Genomic DNA, 19,408 nt, shown 5'->3' on the forward strand with positions numbered 1-19,408 from the left:
TGCGGGTTTTGTAGGCCGGGTAAGCGCAGCACCACCCGGCAGGAATACGGGCTCAACGTCAAACCTGGCAACGCCCGGCGGCGCTTCGCTTGCACGGGCCTGCGGGTTTTGTAGGCCGGGTAAGCGCAGCGCCACCCGGCGGAACAATGGAAGCAAAGTTAAACCCGGTCTTTCCACACCGTCTGCACATTACAGAACTCATGCAGGCCAAAGTGCGACAGCTCCCGGCCAAATCCGCTTTTCTTCACCCCGCCGAACGCCACGCGGGCGTCGCTGGCACTGTAGCCGTTGATAAACACCCCGCCGCACTCAAGCTGGCGGGCAAAGCGGTCGGCCAGCTCTGGATTGGCGGTAAAGAGTGTCGCCGAAAGCCCAAAATCGCTGTCGTTAGCCAGGGCAAGCGCGTGATCGGCATCGGTTGCTACGCTAATCGCTGCTACCGGGCCAAACAGCTCCTGACGAAACGCGGTCATCGTTGGGGTCACATTCCCCAGCACGGTCGGCGCATAGTAGTTCCCTGCCCCGGCAATCTTCTCGCCGCCCAGCAGCAGGGTCGCCCCTTCGGCCAGCGTCGCCTGCACCTGCTGATGCAGCTCGTCGCGCAGATCGAAACGGGCCATCGGCCCGAGGTAGTTCTCTTCGTTTTCAGGCGCGCCCATCTTAAGGGCCGCGGTGGCCTCGACAAAGCGACGGCTAAACGCATCGGCAACACCCGCCTCGACGATAAAGCGCTTGGCTGCCGCGCACACCTGCCCGGTATTCTGATAGCGTCCGGTCACCGCCGCTTTTACCGCCAGATCCAGGTCGGCATCGTTGAGGACAATAAAGGGATCGGAACCGCCCAGTTCAAGCACGCATTTTTTCAGCGCCGCCCCGGCCTGGGCGCCAATGGCGGCCCCGGCACGCAGGCTGCCGGTCACGGTGACCGCGGCGATGCGCGGATCGGCGATCATCTGGCTTACCCCGTCATTAGTGGCGTTCAACTGACCAAACACCCCCTGCGGGAATCCGGCATCGGTAAAAATTGCCGCGATCAGGTTCGCGGCACCCTGCACGTTCGGAGCATGTTTCAGCAGATAGCTGTTACCCGCCAGAATAATCGGCACCGCACCGCGCAGCACCTGCCACAGCGGGAAGTTCCACGGCATCACCGCCAGCACCGGCCCCAGCGGACGATACTCAATCACCGCGTCCGCTACCTGGGTTGCCTCGGTATTGAGCATGGCCGGGCCATGTTCAGCATACCAGTCGCACAGCCCGGCAGATTTCGCCACCTCCCCACGCGCCTGGGCGATGGGTTTGCCCATCTCCCGGCTGATCATCTGCGCCATCTCTTCGCCACGATTGCGCAGCGCGGCGCCCAGATCGCGTAGCTTTTGCGCACGCGTCGCCACCGGCACGTTGCGCCACAGGCGAAAGGCGGTATCGGTCTGTGCAAGGGCATGTTCAACCTCGGTGACGGTCGCCCACGGCCAGACAGCCAGGGTTTCGCCGTTTGCCGGGTTAATGGACAGGGCATGGGTAGCAGAAGGTGTAGTCATGATCGGCTCCGTGTATTAACAGTTGCTACAGTGTGGCGCGATCTGCTATTTCTTAAAAATGAATAATAATAACCACCTTATTCACGAAACGAGAACGATATGGATCTGACCCAGCTGGAGATGTTTAACGCCGTCGCCCAGACCGGCAGCATTACCCAGGCCGCGCAGAAAGTGCATCGCGTGCCCTCAAACCTGACCACCCGCATCAAACAGCTGGAGGCCGATCTTGGTGTGGCGCTATTCATCCGCGAGAACCAGCGGCTGCGCCTCTCACCCGCAGGGCATAATTTTTTACGCTACAGCCGACAGATCCTCGCCCTGGTGGATGAGGCGCGGATGGTGGTGGCCGGTGATGAACCCCAGGGACTGTTTACCCTCGGGTCGCTGGAGAGCACCGCGGCGGTGCGCATCCCGGCCTCGCTGGCGCAGTTTAACCAGCGTTACCCGCGCATTCAGTTTGCGCTGGCGACCGGCCCTTCCGGGACAATGATTGACGGGGTACTGGAAGGGACGCTGAGCGCGGCCTTTGTGGACGGGCCATTAAACCACCCGGAACTGGAGGGCATGCCGGTCTACCGGGAGGAGATGATGCTGGTGGTGCCTGCCGGTCATCCAGAGGTTGCGCGGGCCGCCGACATCAGCGGGCACGATATCTATGCCTTTCGCGCCAACTGCTCCTATCGCCGCCATTTCGAGAGCTGGTTTCACGCGGATCGCGCCACGCCAGGGCGCATCCACGAAATGGAGTCCTATCACGGGATGCTGGCCTGCGTCATTGCCGGGGCGGGCATTGCGCTGATGCCCCGTTCAATGCTGGAAAGTATGCCCGGACATCACCAGGTGGCTGCCTGGCCGCTGGCGGAAAACTGGCGCTGGCTCACCACCTGGCTGGTATGGCGCCGGGGCGCGATGACCCGGCAACTGGAAGCGTTTATAGCGCTGCTAAACGAAGGTCAGCCACCAGCAGCTTCTCCATAAACAGGCTCAGGGGATCGGGGGCATAGGGAGGAAACGCCTCGCACAGCTGGTAGCCACAGCGTTCATAGAGCCGGATGGCCGGAAGCTGCTTGATCCCCGTCTCCAGCCGCAGGGTGTGGCAGCTCCGGCTTTGCGCTTCATCTTCCAGCGCCGCCAGCAGCGTTTCACCCAGCCGCTGTCCGCGATGGGTCGGATCGATATAGACCCGCTTTATCTCGCCGCTGCCATCGCCGTTCAGCACGATCGCCCCGCAGCCGACGGCGTTAAGCTGGCGATCGCGGATCACCATCATTATCAGGGCGTGGTCGGGCAACCCGGTCAGATCCAGCAGATGGTTGCTCTCTGCCGGATAGAGCGCGCTCTGGTAACGGTCCAGGGCGGCAATCAGGTTAATGATGTCGGGATGGGCGGGGGATTCAGAGGTAATGGAATACATGGCAGGCTCCTTTTGTCGTTTTTCTCCACCATAACGCTGGCCGACAAACGCAACGGCATATTTTTAACTTATAGCTGCGCCTGACCATTGCGCCACCTGCCCCGGCAGCGTTAGTTTGGTGCTTATTGCCGGTTTAAATTTCAGGAAAAACAATGAACACCAAAGCCCGTAAAGTGATGATTATCGGTGCCGGAAATGTCGGTACCTCTGCGGCGTATGCCCTGCTCAATCAAAATATCTGCGAAGAGCTGCTGCTGGTGGATATTAACCACGCCCGCAGTGAAGGCCACGCCTGGGATCTGGCGGATGCTGCCGCTTATATGCCCGGCATGATGAGCATCTCCACCCGCGAGGTGAGCGACTGTGCCGATGTGGATATCGCGGTGATCACCGTCTCCGGCGGCGCCCTGAAGCCAGGACAGACGCGGCTGGATGAATTAACCGCCACGGCCAGCATTGTGAAGAACATTGTCCCGCAGATGATGGCGGGCGGCTTTAACGGCATCTTTCTGATTGCCACCAACCCGTGCGACATCATCACCTGGCAGGTGTGGCAGCTCTCCGGCCTGCCGCGTAATCAGGTAATCGGCACCGGCGTCTGGCTGGATACCACCCGTCTGCGTCGTACCCTCGCGCAGGCGCTGGATATCGGCGCCCAGAGCATCGATGCCTTTATCCTCGGCGAGCATGGCGATACGCAGTTCCCGGTCTGGTCCCATTCGTCGGTATATGGCTCACCCATTGCCGAGGTGTATCAACGCCATACCGGCCAGACGCTGGATTTTGACGAGCTGGCCGAACGCGTGCGCAAACAGGGCTTTGAGATCTACGCCCGCAAGGGCTGCACAGAGTACGGCATCGCCGCCACTATCGCTGAAATCTGCCGCAATATCTTCACCGGCAGCCACCGGGCGCTGGCGATCTCCTGCATTCTGGAGGGTGAGTATGGCGTTGATGGGGTAGCGATTGGCGTGCCCGCGGTGCTGGCCCAGAGCGGCGTCCAGCAAATCATTGAATTAAAACTGGCGGAAGAGGAGCAGCAGAAGTTCCGCCATTCAGTAGAGGTGATTAAGGCCAATATCGCCCGCCTGCCCTGAGCCTTAAGGGGCTAAGGTCAGCGTGGCATCCAGCTGGCTTAGGGTCTGCTGCACATTCTCATCCAGACGTTTATCGGTGACGATATCGGTCAGGGAGTTGAGGTGCGCCACATTAAACAGCGACCAGGCGCCATATTTCGTGCTGTCGGCGAGCAGTACGCGGCGTCGGGCGTTGGCAATCAGATCGCGCTTCAGCGCCGCTTTCTCTTCCGTCGGAGAAGTAATGCCGCGCTCCAGATCCCAGCCGTTACAGCTGACAAAGGCGATATCCGGCCAGATATTTTGCAGCAGGCGGCGGCCATGCTCGCCAATGCAGGACTGGCTGGAATCGTCGATGCGCCCGCCAATGATCGTCACCTCAATCTGCTTAAACTCTGACAGAAACAGGGCGATATGCAGATCGCTGGTGATGACGCGCAGCGGCAGATGGGTCAGCTGGCGCGCGAGTTCAATCATGGTGGTGCCCGCATCGAGCACCACCGCGTCACCGGCTTTAACAAAACTGGCGGCGGCGCAGGCGATGGCGTGTTTCTCCGCCAGGCTGCGCTGCATCTTTTCACTGGTGGTGGGCTGGGAGGGGATAAACCGGTTCAGGGTCACGCCACCATGGGTGCGGCTGATGACCCCCTCCTGATCGAGCTTAATCAGATCCCGGCGAATGGTCGCAGGCGAGGCATCCGTTGCCGCCACCAGCTGATCCACTGTCACCAGATTGTGCCCTTTCAGGTAGTCCATTATCTGTTCTAACCGGCTATATCCCTTCATATTATTCCCGTGTGATTTGCATCGCTAACTGGATAGAAACCGTCATGCTCTCAGACTTCGCTTTACCTGTCCACGCAATGTCAAATGCGGTGCCGTGGTCAGCTGAAGTACGGATAAACGGCAGCCCGGCGGTGATGTTCACCCCGTCATAAAAACCGAGTAATTTTAACGGAATATGGCCCTGATCGTGATACATCGCCACCACTATGTCGTACATGCCTTCGTGGCACTGCATAAACACCGTATCCGGCGGACACGGCCCGAACACATTCAGCCCCTTCGCCTTCATCGCCTCAACGGCCGGGCCGACAATCTTGATCTCTTCGTCACCAAACAGACCGTTCTCCCCGGCGTGCGGGTTAACCCCGGCCACCGCAATACGCGGATTGGTGTAGCCCACCCGCTTAAGGAAGGTATCGGCAATGCCAATCACGGTTTTTACCCGATCCTGGTTGAGGGTATCAAGGAATTTGCGCAACGCGATATGGGTGGTGATGTGGATCACCTTCAGCTGATCGGTATAGAGCACCATCGCGTAATCTTTGCTGTCGGTCAGGTGCGCCAGCAGTTCGGTATGGCCCGGATAGTGGTGGCCCGCCAGATGCAGCGCCTCTTTGTTCAGCGGCGCGGTGGCAATGGCTTTCACTTCCCCCGCCATCGCCAGCTCGGTGGCGCGACGCACGCAGCGGTAGGCCAGATCCCCCGCCTGCGCCTGCACGACGCCTGGCTGTAACGCCTCGGGCTCCGCCAGCGGCTCATCCAGCACGTTAACGATCGCCGGGCCAAACTGCGCCTCGCTGACGCGGGTAATCACACGTAACTCTGCCGGGGCGGTAATGCCTTTCTCCAGCACCCGTTGCAGAGTGCGGGCGCACCCCACCACCACGACGGGCGCACCGGAGAGCTCACCCTCGGTCAGGGATTTGATAATAATTTCCGGGCCGATGCCCGCCGGGTCACCCATCGTTACAGCAATGATATTAGTCACTCATCTTCTCCTCGATAAAATGCAAAACCTCAAGCAGCGTGGTTTCAGTACCAAAACCGCCCGCTTTGGTCATAACCGGCCCCTGCCAGCGACAACCCAAAAAACGACCGAACGGCACGCACTGCGCCACCTGTCCGCGAATGGCAAAACCTTGTGCGTTGAGCGCGCTGGCAACCGCCATCGCCACATCGCCTCCGGAGACATAGAGCGCCGCCGGGCGGCGGGTCTCCAGCGCATTACGCGTCAGCGCACCCAGAAAGGCGCTGATGGTCTCCCCCAGCGCCGCGCGGCTTAATCCGCGCTGCTGGCAGAGCGTCTCTATCTGATGCCGCGCCTGGGTGTCGGCGCAGGTATGCACCACGCAGTGCTGGCCTGCCGCAAGCGCCCGGGCGATCTGCTGCTGGTATCCCGCCATCGTCCCGTTAAACACATCATTGATATCAATTAATACCGTGCTGACATTGTGCTGCCCGCGCACGCGCTGGATCTGCTTTTGCGCAATTTCGCTCATCGAACCGATAACCGCCAGCAGCTGGCGCGGCGTGGCAAGACGGCGCGCCAGGGCATCGCACAGCCCGGCAGAGCCCACCAGCAGCGGCTTTTCATCGCAGGCAAACGCCGTGTTGATAATCTGATCCAGCTCCGCGTCGGTCTGCGCATCCACAATCACCAGACGCGCATCGCTCGTGAGCGCCGTGGCAAGTTCCGCCGGCGTGACCACCCTGCTTTTAAGCCGGGTTTGCTCCGCCAGCACCTTCGCTACCTGCGCGTGGCGCACCGGGGTTTTCGGGTCGCTGGAAAACTCGGTCTCCGTCACCGGCACGCCGTTCACCAGGCAGAGGCCCTCTTCGGTGGTGCGCCCGGCGGCCGGAAATGCCGGGGCGATAATCGCCTGGCCCTTACCGCTAAGCCTCAGCAGCGCTTCCACTTCAGCGCCCGGGTTGCCGCGAAGCGTTGAGTCAATTTTCTTAATCAGCCATTTGGCCGCGTGAACGTCGGTCGCATACCGCGTCAGTTTTTCAGCCGCCTCTGATGCCTTCATCGCCCGGCTATCGCTATTAATAACCAGCGCATCGGTGTCGTCGGTAAAAGGCGTCTGAAACGCCACGCTGACTTTTTTGCCGCTTAGCGCCAGGCTCACCCCCGCATCGTTGGCACCGGTAAAGTCGTCAGCGATCACCACGATCTCTCTGTTCAGGTTGTTCACGTTCATCCCCAAAGGTTCGTCGTTCCTGTTAATGATTATATTCAATCATGATTGATTATATGTGAGCAAGATCAAGTTATTCAGTTTGCGAATAAATTATAAATTTAGAGACACGATGACTGTGATTGCCTGTTTTGAGCGAAATCAATCACAGACACAGCAACAGGAGAGCAATGTGTTAACCATTAACAGTACGATAATCAGCGGTGCGGGTGCGATCCCGGCCCTCGCGCCCCTGCTGGCAGGCAAGTCGCGCCTTTTACTGGTCACCGACGGTAATATCGCCCGTCTGGAGGCCGCCCGAGCTATCCGCGCCCTGCTGGAAGCCGATAACCGCAGCGTCAGCGTGATTGAGCGCGTGCCGCCAGAGCCCACGCATCACGACGTTCACGCTCTGCTGGCTGACATCAACGATACCGCTTTTGATCTGGTGGTGGGCGTAGGCGGCGGCAGCGTACTGGATGTAGCGAAACTGCTCTCCGTGCTGTGCCATCCGGCCTCGCCGGGTCTGGATGCGCTGCTGGCGGGTGAAAAACCCAACACGCGCCTTGCATCGCTGCTGATCCCGGCCAGCGCCGGTACCGGCTCCGAAGCTACGCCGAACGCGATCCTCGCCATACCCGAGCAGAGCACCAAAATCGGCATCATCTCCCCGGTACTGCTGCCCGATTACGTGGCGCTGCTGCCGGAACTGACCACCAGCATGCCGCCGCACATCGCCTCCTCGACCGGGATCGACGCCCTGTGCCACCTGATCGAGTGCTTTACCGCCACCGTCGCGAACCCGGTGAGCGATAACGCAGCGCTGATAGGTCTGCGCAAGCTGGTCAATAACATCGAAACCGCCTGCGCCGAGCCGCACAACCTGGCGGCGAAGCTCGAAATGCTGTGGGCATCCTACTACGGCGGCGTGGCCATCGCCCATGCCGGAACCCATCTGGTGCATGCCCTTTCCTATCCGCTGGGCGGGAAATATCACCTGCCGCATGGGGTGGCGAACGCCATCCTGTTAGCGCCCTGCATGCGCGTGGTGCGCCCGGACGCGGTGGAAAAATTTGCCCAGGTGTGGGATCTGGTGCCTGGCGCCGATACCTCCCTGTCGGTGGAAGCGAAATCCCACGCGCTGGTAGAGTGGTTTGCTGCCCTGGTGCGCCGCCTCAACCTCCCGGACAACCTCGAGACGCTGGGCGTCCCGCGGGATGATATCGCTTCGCTGAGCGATGCCGCCCTGAACGTAAAACGCCTGATGAACAATGCCCCGCGTCAGGTCAGCCATGCCGAGGTGCAGGGTATTTACCAGACCCTGTTCCCCGAACGTTAATATCGAAGGAGTGAACAATGCGTAACAAGATTGAAGGCGTGCTGACGGCGATCGTCACCCCCTTTACCGAGGATGGCGCCCTGCATCTGCCGGGGCTGAAACGCCAGATCCAGCGTCAGCTGGCGGCGGGTAATGGCATTTTCTGTGGCGGCACCAACGGGGAGTTTTTCGTGCTGACCGAAGAGGAAAAAGTGGCCGTCACCCGCGCCTGCGTGGAGGAGGTCGCCGGGCGTGCGCCGGTGGTGGCGCATATCGGGGAGATCTCCACCCGCGCCACTATTCGTCTCGGTAAGCAGATCGAATCCCTGGGGGTGGATGCCGTCTCGGTTATCACCCCGTGGTTTGTACCTTTAACCCAGGCGGAACTGATCGCCCACTACACCGCTATCGCCGATGCCCTGACAGTGCCGGTATTTCTCTACAACATTCCGGCGCGCACCGGCAATACCATTGAGCCGCAGACCGCGCGGGTGCTGGCTTCACACCCGAATATCATCGGCATTAAGGATAGCGCAGGCAGCTACGAGAGCCTGAGCGGATTCCTGAAAGCCGTAGCGGATATCGACGATTTCGACGTGCTCAACGGCCCCGACTCGCTCATCCATCAGGGCTATGTTGAAGGTTGTTCGGCCTGTATTTCCGGGCTGGCGAACGTGGCGCCGGAGGCGATCAACGCCATCTGGACGCGTTTCCATGCGGGCGATGTTGAGGGCTCGCGTAGGGCGCAGGATGGCGTGACCGAACTGCGCACGAATCTGTATAAAGTGGCCTTCTCTCCGGCGGCGGTAAAAAAAGCGCTGCAGGTGATGGGCGAAGAGGTGGGTGAAAGCCGCTACGCGGTGGCTTTCGATGCGCAACAGACTGAACAGATCCGCCAGATAGTGACGAAGTCACTGCAGTAACCGGCGTTTGATTTCGTCCATAAGAATACCGGGCACCAGGTGTGCCCAGGTTTCCTACGCCCTGAAGAGAGGCAAAGATGAACAATTTTACCGCTGAAGATACCCTGATCATCGTAGGCATCGTGATTGTCTACATTCTGTTTACCACCTGGCTGACCTTCCGGTTACGCAGTAAAAACACCGGTGATTTTATGGAAGGCTCCCGGGCGATGCCTGCCTTTATCGTCGGGATCCTGCTGATGTCTGAATATATCGGCGCCAAGTCCACCATCGGGACCGCCCAGGCGGCGTTCGAGGATGGTTTTGCCGCCTCCTGGTCAGTGATTGGCGCAGCCATCGGCTTCCCGCTGTTCGGCCTGCTGCTGGTGAAGCGCATCTATAACACCGGCAAAATCACCATCTCCGGGGCGATTGCCGAGAAGTACGGCACCAGCACCAAAAACATCATCTCCATCATCATGATCTACGCCCTGCTGCTGGTAAACGTCGGCAACTATGTCTCCGGCGCGGCGGCGATCTCCACCGTGTTGAAGGTCAACCTGCCGGTGGCAGCCTTTATTACCGCGGTTGTCAGTACCTTCTACTTCGCCTTTGGCGGCATGAAGGGGGTGGCGTGGGTGACGCTGCTGCACAGCGCCCTGAAATATTTCGGCATCCTGATCATCATGGGCTTCGCGCTCTCTAAAACCGGCGGCTTTACGCCAATGATTGAGCAGATGCCGAGCTACTACTGGACCTGGGACGGCAACATCGGCGCCAGCACCATCTTTGCCTGGCTGATTGGCACCATCGGCTCCATCTTCTGTACCCAGTTTGTTATCCAGGCGATTTCATCCACTAAAGATGTGAAGTCGGCCAAACGCTCCACCTGGGTCGCCTTCTTCTTCTGCCTGCCGATTGCCCTGGCGATTGCGGTGATTGGCGTGGCGGCGAAGTATCTGCACCCGGAGATCGACAGCCTCTACGCCATGCCGATCTTCCTGCAGGATATGAATCCGTGGCTGGCCGGTCTGGTGACAACGTCACTTGTGGCTTCGATTTTCGTCAGCGTAAGTACCGTGGCGCTGGCTATCGCTTCGCTGGTGGTGAAAGATTTCTATGTACCCTACCGCAACCCGACCCCGGAGCAGGAGTTTAAAGCGACCCGCTGGCTGTCGCTGCTGATTGGCTTCCTGCCGCTGATCTTCGTCCTGCTGGTACCGGAAGTGCTGAAGCTGTCGTTCTTCACCCGCGCCATTCGTCTGTCGATTTCGGTGGTGGCGGTGATCGCCTTCTACGCTCCGTTCTTCAAAAGCACCCGCGGTGCCAACGCCGGCCTGATTGGCGCCTGCGTGATGACCTCGCTGTGGTATCTGCTGGGCGACCCGTTTGGTATTAACAATATGTACATCGCGCTGATCACCCCGGCGGTGATTATGGTTCTCGACCGCATCATCCCGAATAAAGCGGATCGCAAAGCGCATGCCCCTGTTCAACATAATGGAGTTTGATATGTCTGTAACCGTAACCCGTGACGGGATTGTTCGCCCGCAGCCAGAGGATGCCCGCGTGGAAACGGCGATGCTGCCCTCTTCCTGCCCGCAGAACCACGCAGCCAATCTGCTGCCGCTGCCGGATGGCACCCTGATGTGCGTCTGGTTCGGCGGCACCCAGGAAGGGATCGCTGATATTTCGGTGTGGGGGTCGCGCCTGGCCCCCGGCAGCAATCAGTGGAGCGCGGCGGTGAAGCTCTCCGACGACGCCAGCCGCTCAGAGCAGAACCCGGTCCTGTTCCTCGCCCCGGACAACGTGCTGTGGCTGCTGTGGACCGCGCAGATCTCCGGCAACCAGGATACCGCCATCGTGCGCTACCGCAAGTCTGAGGATCTGGGCAAAAGCTGGGGGGAGATCGCCACCCTGCTCGATAAGCCCGGCACCTTTATTCGCCAGCCGATCGTGGTGCTGGATAACGGCAATTGGCTGCTGCCGGTCTTTTACTGCCGCACCCGTCCGGGTGAGAAATGGGTGGGTAATGACGACATCAGCGCGGTGAAAATCTCTGAAGATCAGGGGAAAAGCTGGCGCGATGTCGAGGTGCCGGAGAGCCTGGGCTGCGTGCACATGAACATTACGGCGCTGAAAAACGGCAATCTGGTGGCGCTCTACCGCAGCCGCTGGGCAGATAATATCTACATCAGCCAGTCGCTGGACAACGGCGAAAGCTGGTCGGTGCCGGAGCCGACTGAGCTGCCGAACAACAACTCGTCGATTCAGGTCACCACCCTTGCCAGCGGCGAGCTGGCGCTGGTGTTTAACCACATGAGCGCCGCGGGAGCGCTGGAACGCCGCGCCTCGCTGTATGACGAGATCGACGACGGCGACGGGCGTAAAGAGCCGGAAGTGACCGATGGCCGCGCCGCGTTCTGGGGCGCACCGCGCGCGCCGATGACGGTGGCGATCTCCAACGACGGCGGGAAAAGCTGGCCCTGGCAGCGCAATCTCGATGAAGGCGACGGCTACTGCATGACCAACAACTCGCTGGAGAAGCTCAATCGTGAGTTCTCCTATCCCAGCATCAAGCAGAGCTCCGACGGTACGCTGCATATCGCCTACACATATTTCCGTCAGGCGATCAAATATGTACGCGTATCGCCGGAATGGGTGAAGGAGTCGCAACAATGATTATCGGTCACCTTAACGCCCTGCCGCTGGCAGGGCTGCCCTGCGCTCTCAGTGAGATCCTCCGTCGCCCCGAGTGCACCCTGGCGGCACTTGCTGCCCGGGATGATGGACGCTGGCAGCCGGAAGGCTGCCCGTGGTTCTGCCATATCGGCCCGGCGCAGACCCAGCCGCAGGCGCAGCGCCATACCGAATATCACCATCAGTGGGCCGATATTCAGGTGGTGCTGGACGGCGAAGAGATCATTAACGCCGGCATGCAGTCGCTGGCCCAGGCAAACGACGAGGAGCGCAAGCCGGATCTCTTTATCGCTCCCGGTGCGGTGCATCCGGTGAGTATCACCCTGCGCGCCGGTGATTTTGCGGTGTTTCTGCCCGGGGAACCCCATCAGGCGCTGTGTGCCGTGGATGAACCCATGACCGTGCGTAAGGCGGTGTTTAAAGTGCCGCGCGCGCTGCTGGAGGGGTGATATGCGTTCAGCCATCGTCACGGGAGCCAGCTCCGGCATCGGCGAAACGATCGTAAACCGCCTGCTGGCCGAGGGCTGGCAGGTAATGGGGATCAGTCGTCGCGGTGTGGATAACCCCCATCCGCACTTCACCAGCCTGAGTGTCGATATAAGTGACACTGTCACATTTACTGCCGCGCTCAACGCCCTTCCGGTGCCACAGGCGATTGTTCATGCCGCAGGGATGATGGCTGCCGCCCCGCTCGGTGAGCTGGATCCGGCAGTCAGCGCCCGCCTGTGGGGGCTGCATATTCACGCCGCCGAGATCCTGTTCAACCACTTTGCCCCACGGATGAGCGCCGGTGGGCGGCTGGTGGCTATCGGCAGCCGTACCTCACGCGGCGCCGCGGGCCGGTCGCAGTATGTCGCCACCAAAGCGGCGCTGGTAGGCATGGTGCGCAGCTGGGCGGCAGAGCTGGCGCCGCGGGGGATCACCGCCAACGTGGTCGCGCCGGGGGCAACCCAGACGCCGATGCTGAGCGCGCCAGGTCGGGAAGCATCGCCGCCAAAAGTGCCGCCGATGGGGAGGCTGATCGCCCCGGAAGAGGTAGCGGCAATGGTAAGCTATCTGCTGAGCGCCGAGGCTGCGCCCGTCACCGGGCAGGAGCTGGTGCTGTGCGGGGGGGCGTCGCTGGCGTGATTGGTGCGGCCTGTTTGCCGGGTGGCGGCTACGCCTTACCCGGCCTACGGCGAGTGCGGCATGGAATTTGCCGGGTGGCGACTGCGCCTTACCCGGCCTACGGCGAGTGCGGCATGGAATTTGCCGGGTGGCGACTGCGCCTTACCCGGCCTACGGCGAGTGCGGCATGGAATTTGCCGGGTGGCGGCTGCGCCTTACCCGGCCTGCGGGGTTTTGTAGGCCCGTGCAAGCGCAGCGCCGCCGGGCTTATGATGCTAACGCAGGAACACGGTGCCCTTCAGATAGAGCGCCGCCTGGCCACCAATCAATACCCGGTCGCCCTTCAGCTCGCAGCGCAGATCGCCCCCGCGGGCGGAGACCTGGCGAGCCTGCATCGCGGTTTTCCCCAGCTTCTCGCTCCAGTAAGGGATCAACATGCTGTGGGCGGAGCCAGTAACCGGATCTTCCGCCACCCCTTCGCCCGGGCAGAAGAAGCGGCTGACAAAGTCATACTCATCCCCCGGGGCAGTGACGCAGACCATCTTACCCAGCGGCATCATGCCGTCGATATCCGGGGTTAGGGCCTCAACCTGCTGCTGGTTTTCCAGCACTACCATATAATCGCGCCCTGCCCGCACCTCTTTCGCCTCGCGGATACCCAGGGTGCTGAACAGCCGTTCGGGAGGATTTTCCACCGCCTCACAACCCCATGCCGGGAAGTCCAGCGTCAGCCAGTCGCCGCTGCGCTTAACCCGCAGTTCGCCGACAAAGCGGGTGGAGAAGACGATCTCCGTGTGCGGGTAGTCGAGATACTCAAAAATCACGTGGGCGCTGGCAAGCGTGGCGTGACCGCACAGGTTAATTTCATGCAGCGTGGTAAACCAGCGCAGCTCAAAACCGCTATCGGTGCGCACGAAAAAAGCGGTCTCCGACTGGTTATGCTGCTGTGCCATCTTTAACAGAACCTCATCCGGCAGCCACGCCTCCAGAGGGCAAACGGCTGCAGGATTCCCACCAAATGCGCGGTCGCTAAACGCATCGACCAGATAGAATTGTATTTCTTTCATTGGGTTAACCCTTGTTATTAGCGTAAAAACAGATGACCTTTCATGTAGAGCGATGCCTTCCCGCTCATCAGCACCCGGTCGCCCTTCAGTTCACAACGCACATCGCCGCCCCTGGCAGAGACCTGGCGGGCAAACAGCGAGGTTTTGTTCAGCTTTTCACTCCAGTAGGGGATCAGCATGGTATGCGCCGAGCCGGTGACCGGATCTTCCCACAATGCCACGCCCGGCGAGAAAAAGCGGCTGACAAAATCGTATTCGCCCTCGCCCCGGGCGGTAATCGACACTTTGTGCTCGCCGGGAGTCATGGCCTGAATATCAGGCGTAACCGCCTCAACCTGCTGACGGTTTTCCAGCACCAGCACCCAGGCACGTCCCTTACGGGCCTCGACGTAGCGGTCAATCCCCAGCGCATGGAGCATCTCTGGCGGTGGAGTCTGGGCCTCCGTCGGACAGGCCGGAAAATCGAGGGTTAACCAGTCACCGTCGCGGCTGACGGTGAGCCTGCCGGAGGCGGTATCAAAATGGACCCGGGCATCGGGATAGTCCATCTCGTTGAACAACACCCAGGCGGTGGCAAGCGTCGCGTGACCGCAGAGGTTAACCTCGCCGTGGGTGGTAAACCAGCGCAGTTCGATGCCACCTTTATGGCGCACGAAAAAGGCGGTCTCCGACTGGTTATGCTCCTGCGTCATCTTCAGCAGCGTCTCGTCCGGTAACCACTCCGCAAGCGGGCACACTGCCGCCGGATTACCGCCAAATGCGCTATCGCTAAACGCATCAACGAGATAAAACTCAATTTCCTGCATCGCTCTACCTACTGTTAACTTAATGTTGCATCCTATATTCATGGAAATTAACCGATTCCACCAGCGATTACTTTGCCACCATAGTGAGATCTGCATCACAAAATGATTGTATTTCCACCAATGTTGGTTTTAAGATCAAAACACCTCATATACGTAACCAATCCCTGACATTCCTATGACAACCAACACAGTTTCCCGCCGGGTCGCATGGCTACGGGTGGTGACGCTCGCCGTCGCCGCGTTTATCTTTAACACCACTGAGTTCGTTCCGGTCGGGTTGCTCTCGGACATCGCCAGCAGCTTCGGCATGGAGACGGCGCAGGTGGGGATCATGCTCACCATCTACGCCTGGGTGGTGGCGCTGATGTCGCTCCCCTTTATGCTGCTCACCAGCCAGATTGAGCGCCGTGCGTTGCTGATCGGCCTGTTTGTGCTGTTTATCGCCAGCCATGTGCTGTCGTTCCTGGCGTGGAACTTCACGGTGCTGGTGATTAGCCGGATCGGGATTGCCTTTGCCCACGCCATTTTCTGGTCGATTACCGCCTCGCTGGCCATCCGCCTGGCCCCGGCCGGGAAGCGCGCCCAGGCGCTGAGCCTGCTGGCGACCGGCACCGCGCTGGCAATGGTGCTCGGGCTCCCGCTGGGCCGCATCGTCGGGCAATATTTTGGCTGGCGTACCACCTTTTTCATTATCGGCCTCGGGGCGCTGTTCACTCTGCTGTGTCTGATCAAACTGTTGCCGAAACTGCCGAGCGAGCACTCCGGCTCCCTGAAAAGCCTGCCGCTGCTGGTGCGTCGCCCTGCGCTGATGAGCCTCTATCTGCTGACGGTCGTGGTGGTGACGGCCCACTATACCGCCTACAGCTATATCGAGCCGTTTGTGCAGTCGGTTGCCGGATTCAGCGCCCGCTTTGCCACGGTACTGCTGTTGCTGTTGGGTGGCGCGGGCATTATTGGCAGTCTGCTGTTCGGTAAGCTCGGCAATCGTCACGCCTCTACGCTTGTCAGCAGCGCCATTGGCCTGCTGCTGGCGTGTCTGCTGCTTCTGCTTCCCGCCTCCGGGAGTGAAATGCATCTGGCGCTGCTGAGCCTGGTCTGGGGCGTGGCGATCATGATTATTGGTCTTGGGATGCAGGTTAAAGTGCTGGCGCTGGCACCCGATGCCACCGATGTAGCGATGGCGCTCTTTTCCGGCATTTTCAATCTGGGGATTGGCGCAGGTGCGCTGGTGGGGAATCAGATAAGCCTGCATCTGTCGATGGCATCAATTGGCTATCTGGGGGCGATACCGGCGCTGGCGGCGTTAATCTGGTCGGTACTGATTTTCCGCAAATGGCCCGTCACGCTGGAAGAGCAGCCCCATCACGGCTAGCGAGGCGACCGGGTGGCGGAATGCCACCCGGTTCAATGATTAGGGGTAGGTCTGGATAATTTCCAGCACGCCGTTAATGATAAACTGCACGCCCATGCAGACCAGCAGGAAGCCCATCAGACGGGAGATCGCTTCGATACCGTCTTTACCCACCCAGCGCATAATGGCGCCGGAGCTGCGCAGACAGCCCCACAGGATTACGCCGATAAGGGCGAAGATCAGCGGCGGCGCAAGCATAATTACCCACTCCGGGAAGGCGCTGCCACTGCGCACCGTTGAGGCGGAGCTGATGATCATCGCAATGGTCCCCGGCCCTGCGGTGCTTGGCATCGCCAGCGGTACAAAGGCGATATTCGGCACCTCTTTACCCGACCTCTCCTCAAGCGCGTCCTGCGCGTCGGTGGTATCCGTCGCTTTTTGCGCCGGGAACAGCATTCGAAATCCGATAAAAGCAACGATCAGCCCACCCGCGATACGCAGGCCGGGAATAGAGATCCCGAAAGTGTTCATCACCAGTTGCCCGGCGTAGTACGCCACCATCATGATCGCGAAGACATACACGGACGCCATGAGCGACTGGTGATTACGTTGCTCACGGTTCATATCCCCCGCCAGACCCAGGAACAGCGCAACGGTAGTTAACGGGTTAGCCAGCGGCAGCAGTACCACCAGCCCAAGCCCAATTGCTTTAATTAAATCAACCATTTTACTGAGTTGTCCTTATCCAAATATAACCGGGCAAGTATAAGGTTAAACAGCCTGTTTCAGCTACGCACACATCGTAAGTAATATTTTCGTTACGAAATCAATTTATTCTGGTGATAGATAGAAGGGCAAAACGGGCAAAAACGTGAGCTGAATCACTTTAGCAAATCGTGTCATAAGCAAATGCATTCAGTTGACTTATAGTTGCCTGAGCAATAATATCTGCCGTGATTAAACTACTTGCCAGGGCAACCATTGTGAAAAGCACCAGTGACCTCTTCAACGAAATCATTCCGCTGGGTCGCCTTATCTATATGGTTAACCAGAAGAAAGATCGCCTGCTCAATGACTATCTGTCGCCGCTGGATATCACCGCAACGCAGTTTAAAGTGCTCTGCTCTGTGCGCTGCGAAGTGTGTATTACCCCGGTTGAGCTGAAGAAAATCTTATCTGTGGACCTCGGCGCGCTGACACGAATGATCGATCGGCTGGTCTGCAAAGGGTGGATTGAACGCCGCCCGAATCCGAATGACAAACGCGGCGTGCTGTTGCAACTGACCAGCAACGGCGCGGACATGTGTGAACAATGTCATCAATTAGTAGGACAAGAGCTACACCAGGAACTAACAAAAAACTTAACGGCAGACGAAGTGGCAACTCTTGAGCATTTGCTTAAGAAAATCCTGCCGTAAACAGAAAGAGGTATGACGATGTCCAGACGCAATACTGACGCCATCACTATTCATAGCATTTTGGACTGGATCGAAGATAACCTGGAGTCACCGCTCTCGCTTGAAAAAGTGTCTGAGCGCTCAGGTTACTCAAAATGGCACCTGCAACGGATGTTTAAAAAAGAGACCGGCCACTCATTAGGCCAGTACATCCGCAGCCGCAAATTAACGGAAATCGCACAGAAGCTGAAGGAAAGTAACGAGCCGATCCTCTATCTGGCTGAGCGTTACGGGTTTGAATCGCAACAGACCCTGACCCGCACGTTCAAGAACTACTTCGATGTGCCGCCGCATAAATACCGTATTACCAATATGCATGGGGAATCCCGGTATCTGCTTCCGATCAATCACTGTAACTGCTAATCGCCTGTATTAAGAGCCTGGTGGGTTAGGCTCTAAGACGTATCGAGGAAATCATGAAACTATTCGCTTCCGCCGCCTTTACCGCTTTGGTGCTGGTCTCAGGCCAGAGTTTTGCGGAGCAAACGCCATCCGTGCCGCAGCCACACAGCCGTGACACGATGATTCTGCCGACCGCTAACGGTCAGTCGCCCCACGATTTTAACCATATGGGCGCAGGCAGCGACAAATCAGACGAATTAGGGGTGCCGTACTACAATCAGCACAATTAATTCGTTTTGCCCCGCCCCGCGCGGGGCTTTTTTTAGCTTCTCACCCGCGCCGTCCGGCGCACACGAAAACCAAAGACATTAATATAGAGCCCTGCCATCACCAGAACCGCCCCTGCAAGCTGCAATGCGCCGAGCTTTTCATCCAACAGCAGCGCCGCGCTGGCGATCCCCACCACCGGCACTAACAGCGACAGCGGCGCCACCCGCCAGGTTTCGTAGCGTCCGAGCAGCGAGCCCCAGATGCCATAGCCGATAATGGTGGCGACAAAGGCCAGGTAGAAAAGCGACAAAATGGTGGTGACATCGAGAGTGACCAGGCTGTTAAGCATGACCGTCGGGCCATCCATCAGCCAGGAGGCCAGCATAAAGGGGACAATCGGGATGAGCGCGCTCCACACCACCAGCGACATCACCGCCGGACGCGTCTCCAGCTGCATGATCTTTTTGTTGAAAATGTTTCCGCAGGCCCAGCTGAACGCTGCCGCCAGGGTCAGTAAAAAGCCCAGCAGCGCGACGTGCTGCCCGTTGAGGCTGGCTTCGGCAAGCACCAGCACCCCGACCACCGCCAGGACAATACCTGCCAGCTGCTTGCCCTGCAGCCGCTCGCCAAACGCCAGCGCCCCCAGGATAATGGTGAAGAACGCCTGAGCCTGTAACACCAGGGAAGCCAGCCCGGCGGGCATGCCGAAGTTGATGGCGCAAAACAGAAAGGCAAACTGACCAAAGCTGATGGTCAGACCGTAGCCCAGCAACAGACGAAACGGGATTTTCGGGCGCGCGATAAAAAAGAGCGCCGGGAAGGCTACCAGCAGAAAGCGTAAACCGGCCAGCATCAGCGGGGGCATATTGTGCAGCCCGACTTTGATCACTACAAAATTCAGTCCCCAGACCACCACGACCAGCAACGCCAGCAGCCCATCTTTGCGCGTCATACCCTGCCCCTGTTTATTAAATTTTTGTAAACACTTATCAAAGTAACGAAAAAAACGGGCGAGGAACAGATCATTAATTCTGACAGGCAGGCAAAGCACTTAGGGATAAATTGGGTGCTATACAAGATGCTTATGGCGTGAT

At 59.1% G+C, this 19,408-nt stretch carries 21 protein-coding genes; 12 read left to right on the plus strand and 9 right to left on the minus strand.

Going from position 1 to position 19,408, the window contains the following annotated elements:
• Nucleotides 1-158 precede the first annotated feature (158 nt).
• Nucleotides 159-1,541: a succinate-semialdehyde dehydrogenase gene (gene sad, locus B3X29_RS06670; protein WP_159338934.1), complete on the minus strand. Its 1,383-nt coding sequence runs from the start codon at nt 1,539-1,541 to the stop codon at nt 159-161.
• A gap of 99 nt (nt 1,542-1,640) precedes the next feature.
• On the opposite strand from sad, the gene ptrR reads away from it, so the two are divergent.
• Nucleotides 1,641-2,519, plus strand: coding sequence for a putrescine utilization regulator PtrR (ptrR, locus tag B3X29_RS06675; protein WP_103179571.1), 879 nt, complete (start codon nt 1,641-1,643; stop codon nt 2,517-2,519).
• Here ptrR and B3X29_RS06680 read toward each other — a convergent pair.
• A complete protein-coding gene (locus B3X29_RS06680; RefSeq protein ID WP_159338936.1) occupies nt 2,473-2,955 on the minus strand; it encodes a GNAT family N-acetyltransferase in 483 nt (160 codons plus the stop codon). The genes ptrR and B3X29_RS06680 overlap by 47 nt on opposite strands.
• 152 nt (nt 2,956-3,107) lie before the next feature.
• Here B3X29_RS06680 and B3X29_RS06685 point away from each other — a divergent pair, with 152 nt between their 5' ends.
• Nucleotides 3,108-4,052: an L-lactate dehydrogenase gene (locus B3X29_RS06685; RefSeq protein ID WP_103179570.1), complete on the plus strand. Its 945-nt coding sequence runs from the start codon at nt 3,108-3,110 to the stop codon at nt 4,050-4,052.
• A gap of 3 nt (nt 4,053-4,055) precedes the next feature.
• Here the strand turns inward: B3X29_RS06685 and B3X29_RS06690 are convergent, their stop codons facing one another.
• The 3 genes from B3X29_RS06690 to dtnK are packed head-to-tail and all read right to left on the minus strand — an operon-like array spanning nt 4,056 to nt 7,018.
• Complete coding sequence (locus B3X29_RS06690; protein ID WP_103179569.1) at nt 4,056-4,817, minus strand: DeoR/GlpR family DNA-binding transcription regulator; 762 nt, start codon at nt 4,815-4,817, stop codon at nt 4,056-4,058.
• 1 nt (nt 4,818) lies between these two features.
• Nucleotides 4,819-5,805 carry a D-threonate 4-phosphate dehydrogenase gene (locus tag B3X29_RS06695; RefSeq protein ID WP_103179568.1) on the minus strand — a complete coding sequence of 329 codons (987 nt, stop codon included), beginning with the start codon at nt 5,803-5,805 and terminating at the stop codon, nt 4,819-4,821.
• The gene (gene dtnK / locus B3X29_RS06700) at nt 5,798-7,018 is read right to left on the minus strand and encodes a D-threonate kinase (RefSeq protein ID WP_159338938.1); all 1,221 of its coding nucleotides are present in this window, start codon (nt 7,016-7,018) and stop codon (nt 5,798-5,800) included. The genes B3X29_RS06695 and dtnK overlap by 8 nt, the downstream gene beginning before the upstream one ends.
• 169 nt (nt 7,019-7,187) lie before the next feature.
• Here dtnK and B3X29_RS06705 point away from each other — a divergent pair, with 169 nt between their 5' ends.
• From B3X29_RS06705 to B3X29_RS06730, 6 genes are all read left to right on the plus strand, one after another.
• On the plus strand, nt 7,188-8,333 hold the full coding sequence (locus tag B3X29_RS06705; protein WP_103179566.1) for an iron-containing alcohol dehydrogenase: 1,146 nt from the start codon (nt 7,188-7,190) through the stop codon (nt 8,331-8,333).
• Between the two features lie 17 nt (nt 8,334-8,350).
• Nucleotides 8,351-9,235 carry a dihydrodipicolinate synthase family protein gene (locus B3X29_RS06710; RefSeq protein ID WP_156654460.1) on the plus strand — a complete coding sequence of 295 codons (885 nt, stop codon included), beginning with the start codon at nt 8,351-8,353 and terminating at the stop codon, nt 9,233-9,235.
• A 77-nt stretch (nt 9,236-9,312) separates the two neighbouring features.
• A complete protein-coding gene (locus tag B3X29_RS06715; protein WP_103179564.1) occupies nt 9,313-10,725 on the plus strand; it encodes a sodium:solute symporter family protein in 1,413 nt (470 codons plus the stop codon).
• 1 nt (nt 10,726) lies between these two features.
• The gene (locus B3X29_RS06720; protein WP_103179563.1) at nt 10,727-11,896 is read left to right on the plus strand and encodes a sialidase family protein; all 1,170 of its coding nucleotides are present in this window, start codon (nt 10,727-10,729) and stop codon (nt 11,894-11,896) included.
• Nucleotides 11,893-12,363 (plus strand): YhcH/YjgK/YiaL family protein, encoded by a 471-nt coding sequence (locus B3X29_RS06725; RefSeq protein WP_103179562.1) that lies wholly within the window; start codon nt 11,893-11,895, stop codon nt 12,361-12,363. Before B3X29_RS06720 ends, B3X29_RS06725 begins: the two co-directional genes overlap by 4 nt.
• A 1-nt stretch (nt 12,364) precedes the next feature.
• On the plus strand, nt 12,365-13,042 hold the full coding sequence (locus B3X29_RS06730; RefSeq protein WP_159338940.1) for an SDR family NAD(P)-dependent oxidoreductase: 678 nt from the start codon (nt 12,365-12,367) through the stop codon (nt 13,040-13,042).
• Between the two features lie 254 nt (nt 13,043-13,296).
• Here the strand turns inward: B3X29_RS06730 and B3X29_RS06735 are convergent, their stop codons facing one another.
• Together B3X29_RS06735 and B3X29_RS06740 are read right to left on the minus strand one after the other, a co-directional pair.
• Entirely contained in the window at nt 13,297-14,088 is a 792-nt protein-coding gene (locus B3X29_RS06735; protein ID WP_156654458.1) for a PhzF family phenazine biosynthesis protein, read from the minus strand.
• Between the two features lie 17 nt (nt 14,089-14,105).
• The gene (locus B3X29_RS06740; RefSeq protein WP_156654457.1) at nt 14,106-14,894 is read right to left on the minus strand and encodes a PhzF family phenazine biosynthesis protein; all 789 of its coding nucleotides are present in this window, start codon (nt 14,892-14,894) and stop codon (nt 14,106-14,108) included.
• A 175-nt stretch (nt 14,895-15,069) separates the two neighbouring features.
• Here B3X29_RS06740 and B3X29_RS06745 point away from each other — a divergent pair, with 175 nt between their 5' ends.
• On the plus strand, nt 15,070-16,266 hold the full coding sequence (locus B3X29_RS06745) for a sugar transporter (RefSeq protein WP_159338942.1): 1,197 nt from the start codon (nt 15,070-15,072) through the stop codon (nt 16,264-16,266).
• Between the two features lie 39 nt (nt 16,267-16,305).
• Here B3X29_RS06745 and B3X29_RS06750 read toward each other — a convergent pair whose 3' ends face one another.
• Nucleotides 16,306-16,971: a MarC family NAAT transporter gene (locus B3X29_RS06750; protein ID WP_103179557.1), complete on the minus strand. Its 666-nt coding sequence runs from the start codon at nt 16,969-16,971 to the stop codon at nt 16,306-16,308.
• Nucleotides 16,972-17,228: 257 nt separating this feature from the next.
• Here B3X29_RS06750 and marR point away from each other — a divergent pair, with 257 nt between their 5' ends.
• Genes marR through marB form a run of 3 tightly spaced genes read left to right on the plus strand, consistent with a single transcriptional unit; the run spans nt 17,229 to nt 18,334 of the window.
• Entirely contained in the window at nt 17,229-17,663 is a 435-nt protein-coding gene (gene marR, locus B3X29_RS06755) for a multiple antibiotic resistance transcriptional regulator MarR (protein ID WP_103179556.1), read from the plus strand.
• Nucleotides 17,664-17,681: 18 nt separating this feature from the next.
• Nucleotides 17,682-18,065: an MDR efflux pump AcrAB transcriptional activator MarA gene (marA, locus tag B3X29_RS06760; protein WP_139156372.1), complete on the plus strand. Its 384-nt coding sequence runs from the start codon at nt 17,682-17,684 to the stop codon at nt 18,063-18,065.
• Nucleotides 18,066-18,118: 53 nt separating this feature from the next.
• Nucleotides 18,119-18,334, plus strand: a complete 216-nt coding sequence (gene marB, locus B3X29_RS06765; protein ID WP_103179554.1) for a multiple antibiotic resistance protein MarB — start codon at nt 18,119-18,121, stop codon at nt 18,332-18,334.
• A 32-nt stretch (nt 18,335-18,366) separates the two neighbouring features.
• Here marB and eamA read toward each other — a convergent pair whose 3' ends face one another.
• On the minus strand, nt 18,367-19,266 hold the full coding sequence (eamA, locus tag B3X29_RS06770) for an O-acetylserine/cysteine exporter (RefSeq protein ID WP_156654455.1): 900 nt from the start codon (nt 19,264-19,266) through the stop codon (nt 18,367-18,369).
• Nucleotides 19,267-19,408: the final 142 nt, after the last annotated feature.

Source organism: Leclercia sp. UBA5076, from assembly GCF_002416465.1.
Classification (GTDB): Bacteria; Pseudomonadota; Gammaproteobacteria; order Enterobacterales; family Enterobacteriaceae; genus Enterobacter.

What these genes read in the sequence shown, in the direction of transcription:
- B3X29_RS06730 (WP_159338940.1), top strand. Translation starts at nt 12,365, where the DNA reads ATGCGTTCAGCCATCGTCACGGGAGCCAGCTCCGGCATCGGCGAAACG.
- dtnK (WP_159338938.1), bottom strand. Translation starts at nt 7,018, where the DNA reads ATGAACGTGAACAACCTGAACAGAGAGATCGTGGTGATCGCTGACGAC.
- eamA (WP_156654455.1), bottom strand. Translation starts at nt 19,266, where the DNA reads ATGACGCGCAAAGATGGGCTGCTGGCGTTGCTGGTCGTGGTGGTCTGG.
- B3X29_RS06680 (WP_159338936.1), bottom strand. Translation starts at nt 2,955, where the DNA reads ATGTATTCCATTACCTCTGAATCCCCCGCCCATCCCGACATCATTAAC.
- sad (WP_159338934.1), bottom strand. Translation starts at nt 1,541, where the DNA reads ATGACTACACCTTCTGCTACCCATGCCCTGTCCATTAACCCGGCAAAC.
- B3X29_RS06710 (WP_156654460.1), top strand. Translation starts at nt 8,351, where the DNA reads ATGCGTAACAAGATTGAAGGCGTGCTGACGGCGATCGTCACCCCCTTT.
- marA (WP_139156372.1), top strand. Translation starts at nt 17,682, where the DNA reads ATGTCCAGACGCAATACTGACGCCATCACTATTCATAGCATTTTGGAC.
- B3X29_RS06685 (WP_103179570.1), top strand. Translation starts at nt 3,108, where the DNA reads ATGAACACCAAAGCCCGTAAAGTGATGATTATCGGTGCCGGAAATGTC.
- B3X29_RS06745 (WP_159338942.1), top strand. Translation starts at nt 15,070, where the DNA reads ATGACAACCAACACAGTTTCCCGCCGGGTCGCATGGCTACGGGTGGTG.
- B3X29_RS06720 (WP_103179563.1), top strand. Translation starts at nt 10,727, where the DNA reads ATGTCTGTAACCGTAACCCGTGACGGGATTGTTCGCCCGCAGCCAGAG.
- B3X29_RS06725 (WP_103179562.1), top strand. Translation starts at nt 11,893, where the DNA reads ATGATTATCGGTCACCTTAACGCCCTGCCGCTGGCAGGGCTGCCCTGC.
- B3X29_RS06735 (WP_156654458.1), bottom strand. Translation starts at nt 14,088, where the DNA reads ATGAAAGAAATACAATTCTATCTGGTCGATGCGTTTAGCGACCGCGCA.
- B3X29_RS06750 (WP_103179557.1), bottom strand. Translation starts at nt 16,971, where the DNA reads ATGGTTGATTTAATTAAAGCAATTGGGCTTGGGCTGGTGGTACTGCTG.
- B3X29_RS06740 (WP_156654457.1), bottom strand. Translation starts at nt 14,894, where the DNA reads ATGCAGGAAATTGAGTTTTATCTCGTTGATGCGTTTAGCGATAGCGCA.
- B3X29_RS06715 (WP_103179564.1), top strand. Translation starts at nt 9,313, where the DNA reads ATGAACAATTTTACCGCTGAAGATACCCTGATCATCGTAGGCATCGTG.
- ptrR (WP_103179571.1), top strand. Translation starts at nt 1,641, where the DNA reads ATGGATCTGACCCAGCTGGAGATGTTTAACGCCGTCGCCCAGACCGGC.
- marB (WP_103179554.1), top strand. Translation starts at nt 18,119, where the DNA reads ATGAAACTATTCGCTTCCGCCGCCTTTACCGCTTTGGTGCTGGTCTCA.
- B3X29_RS06690 (WP_103179569.1), bottom strand. Translation starts at nt 4,817, where the DNA reads ATGAAGGGATATAGCCGGTTAGAACAGATAATGGACTACCTGAAAGGG.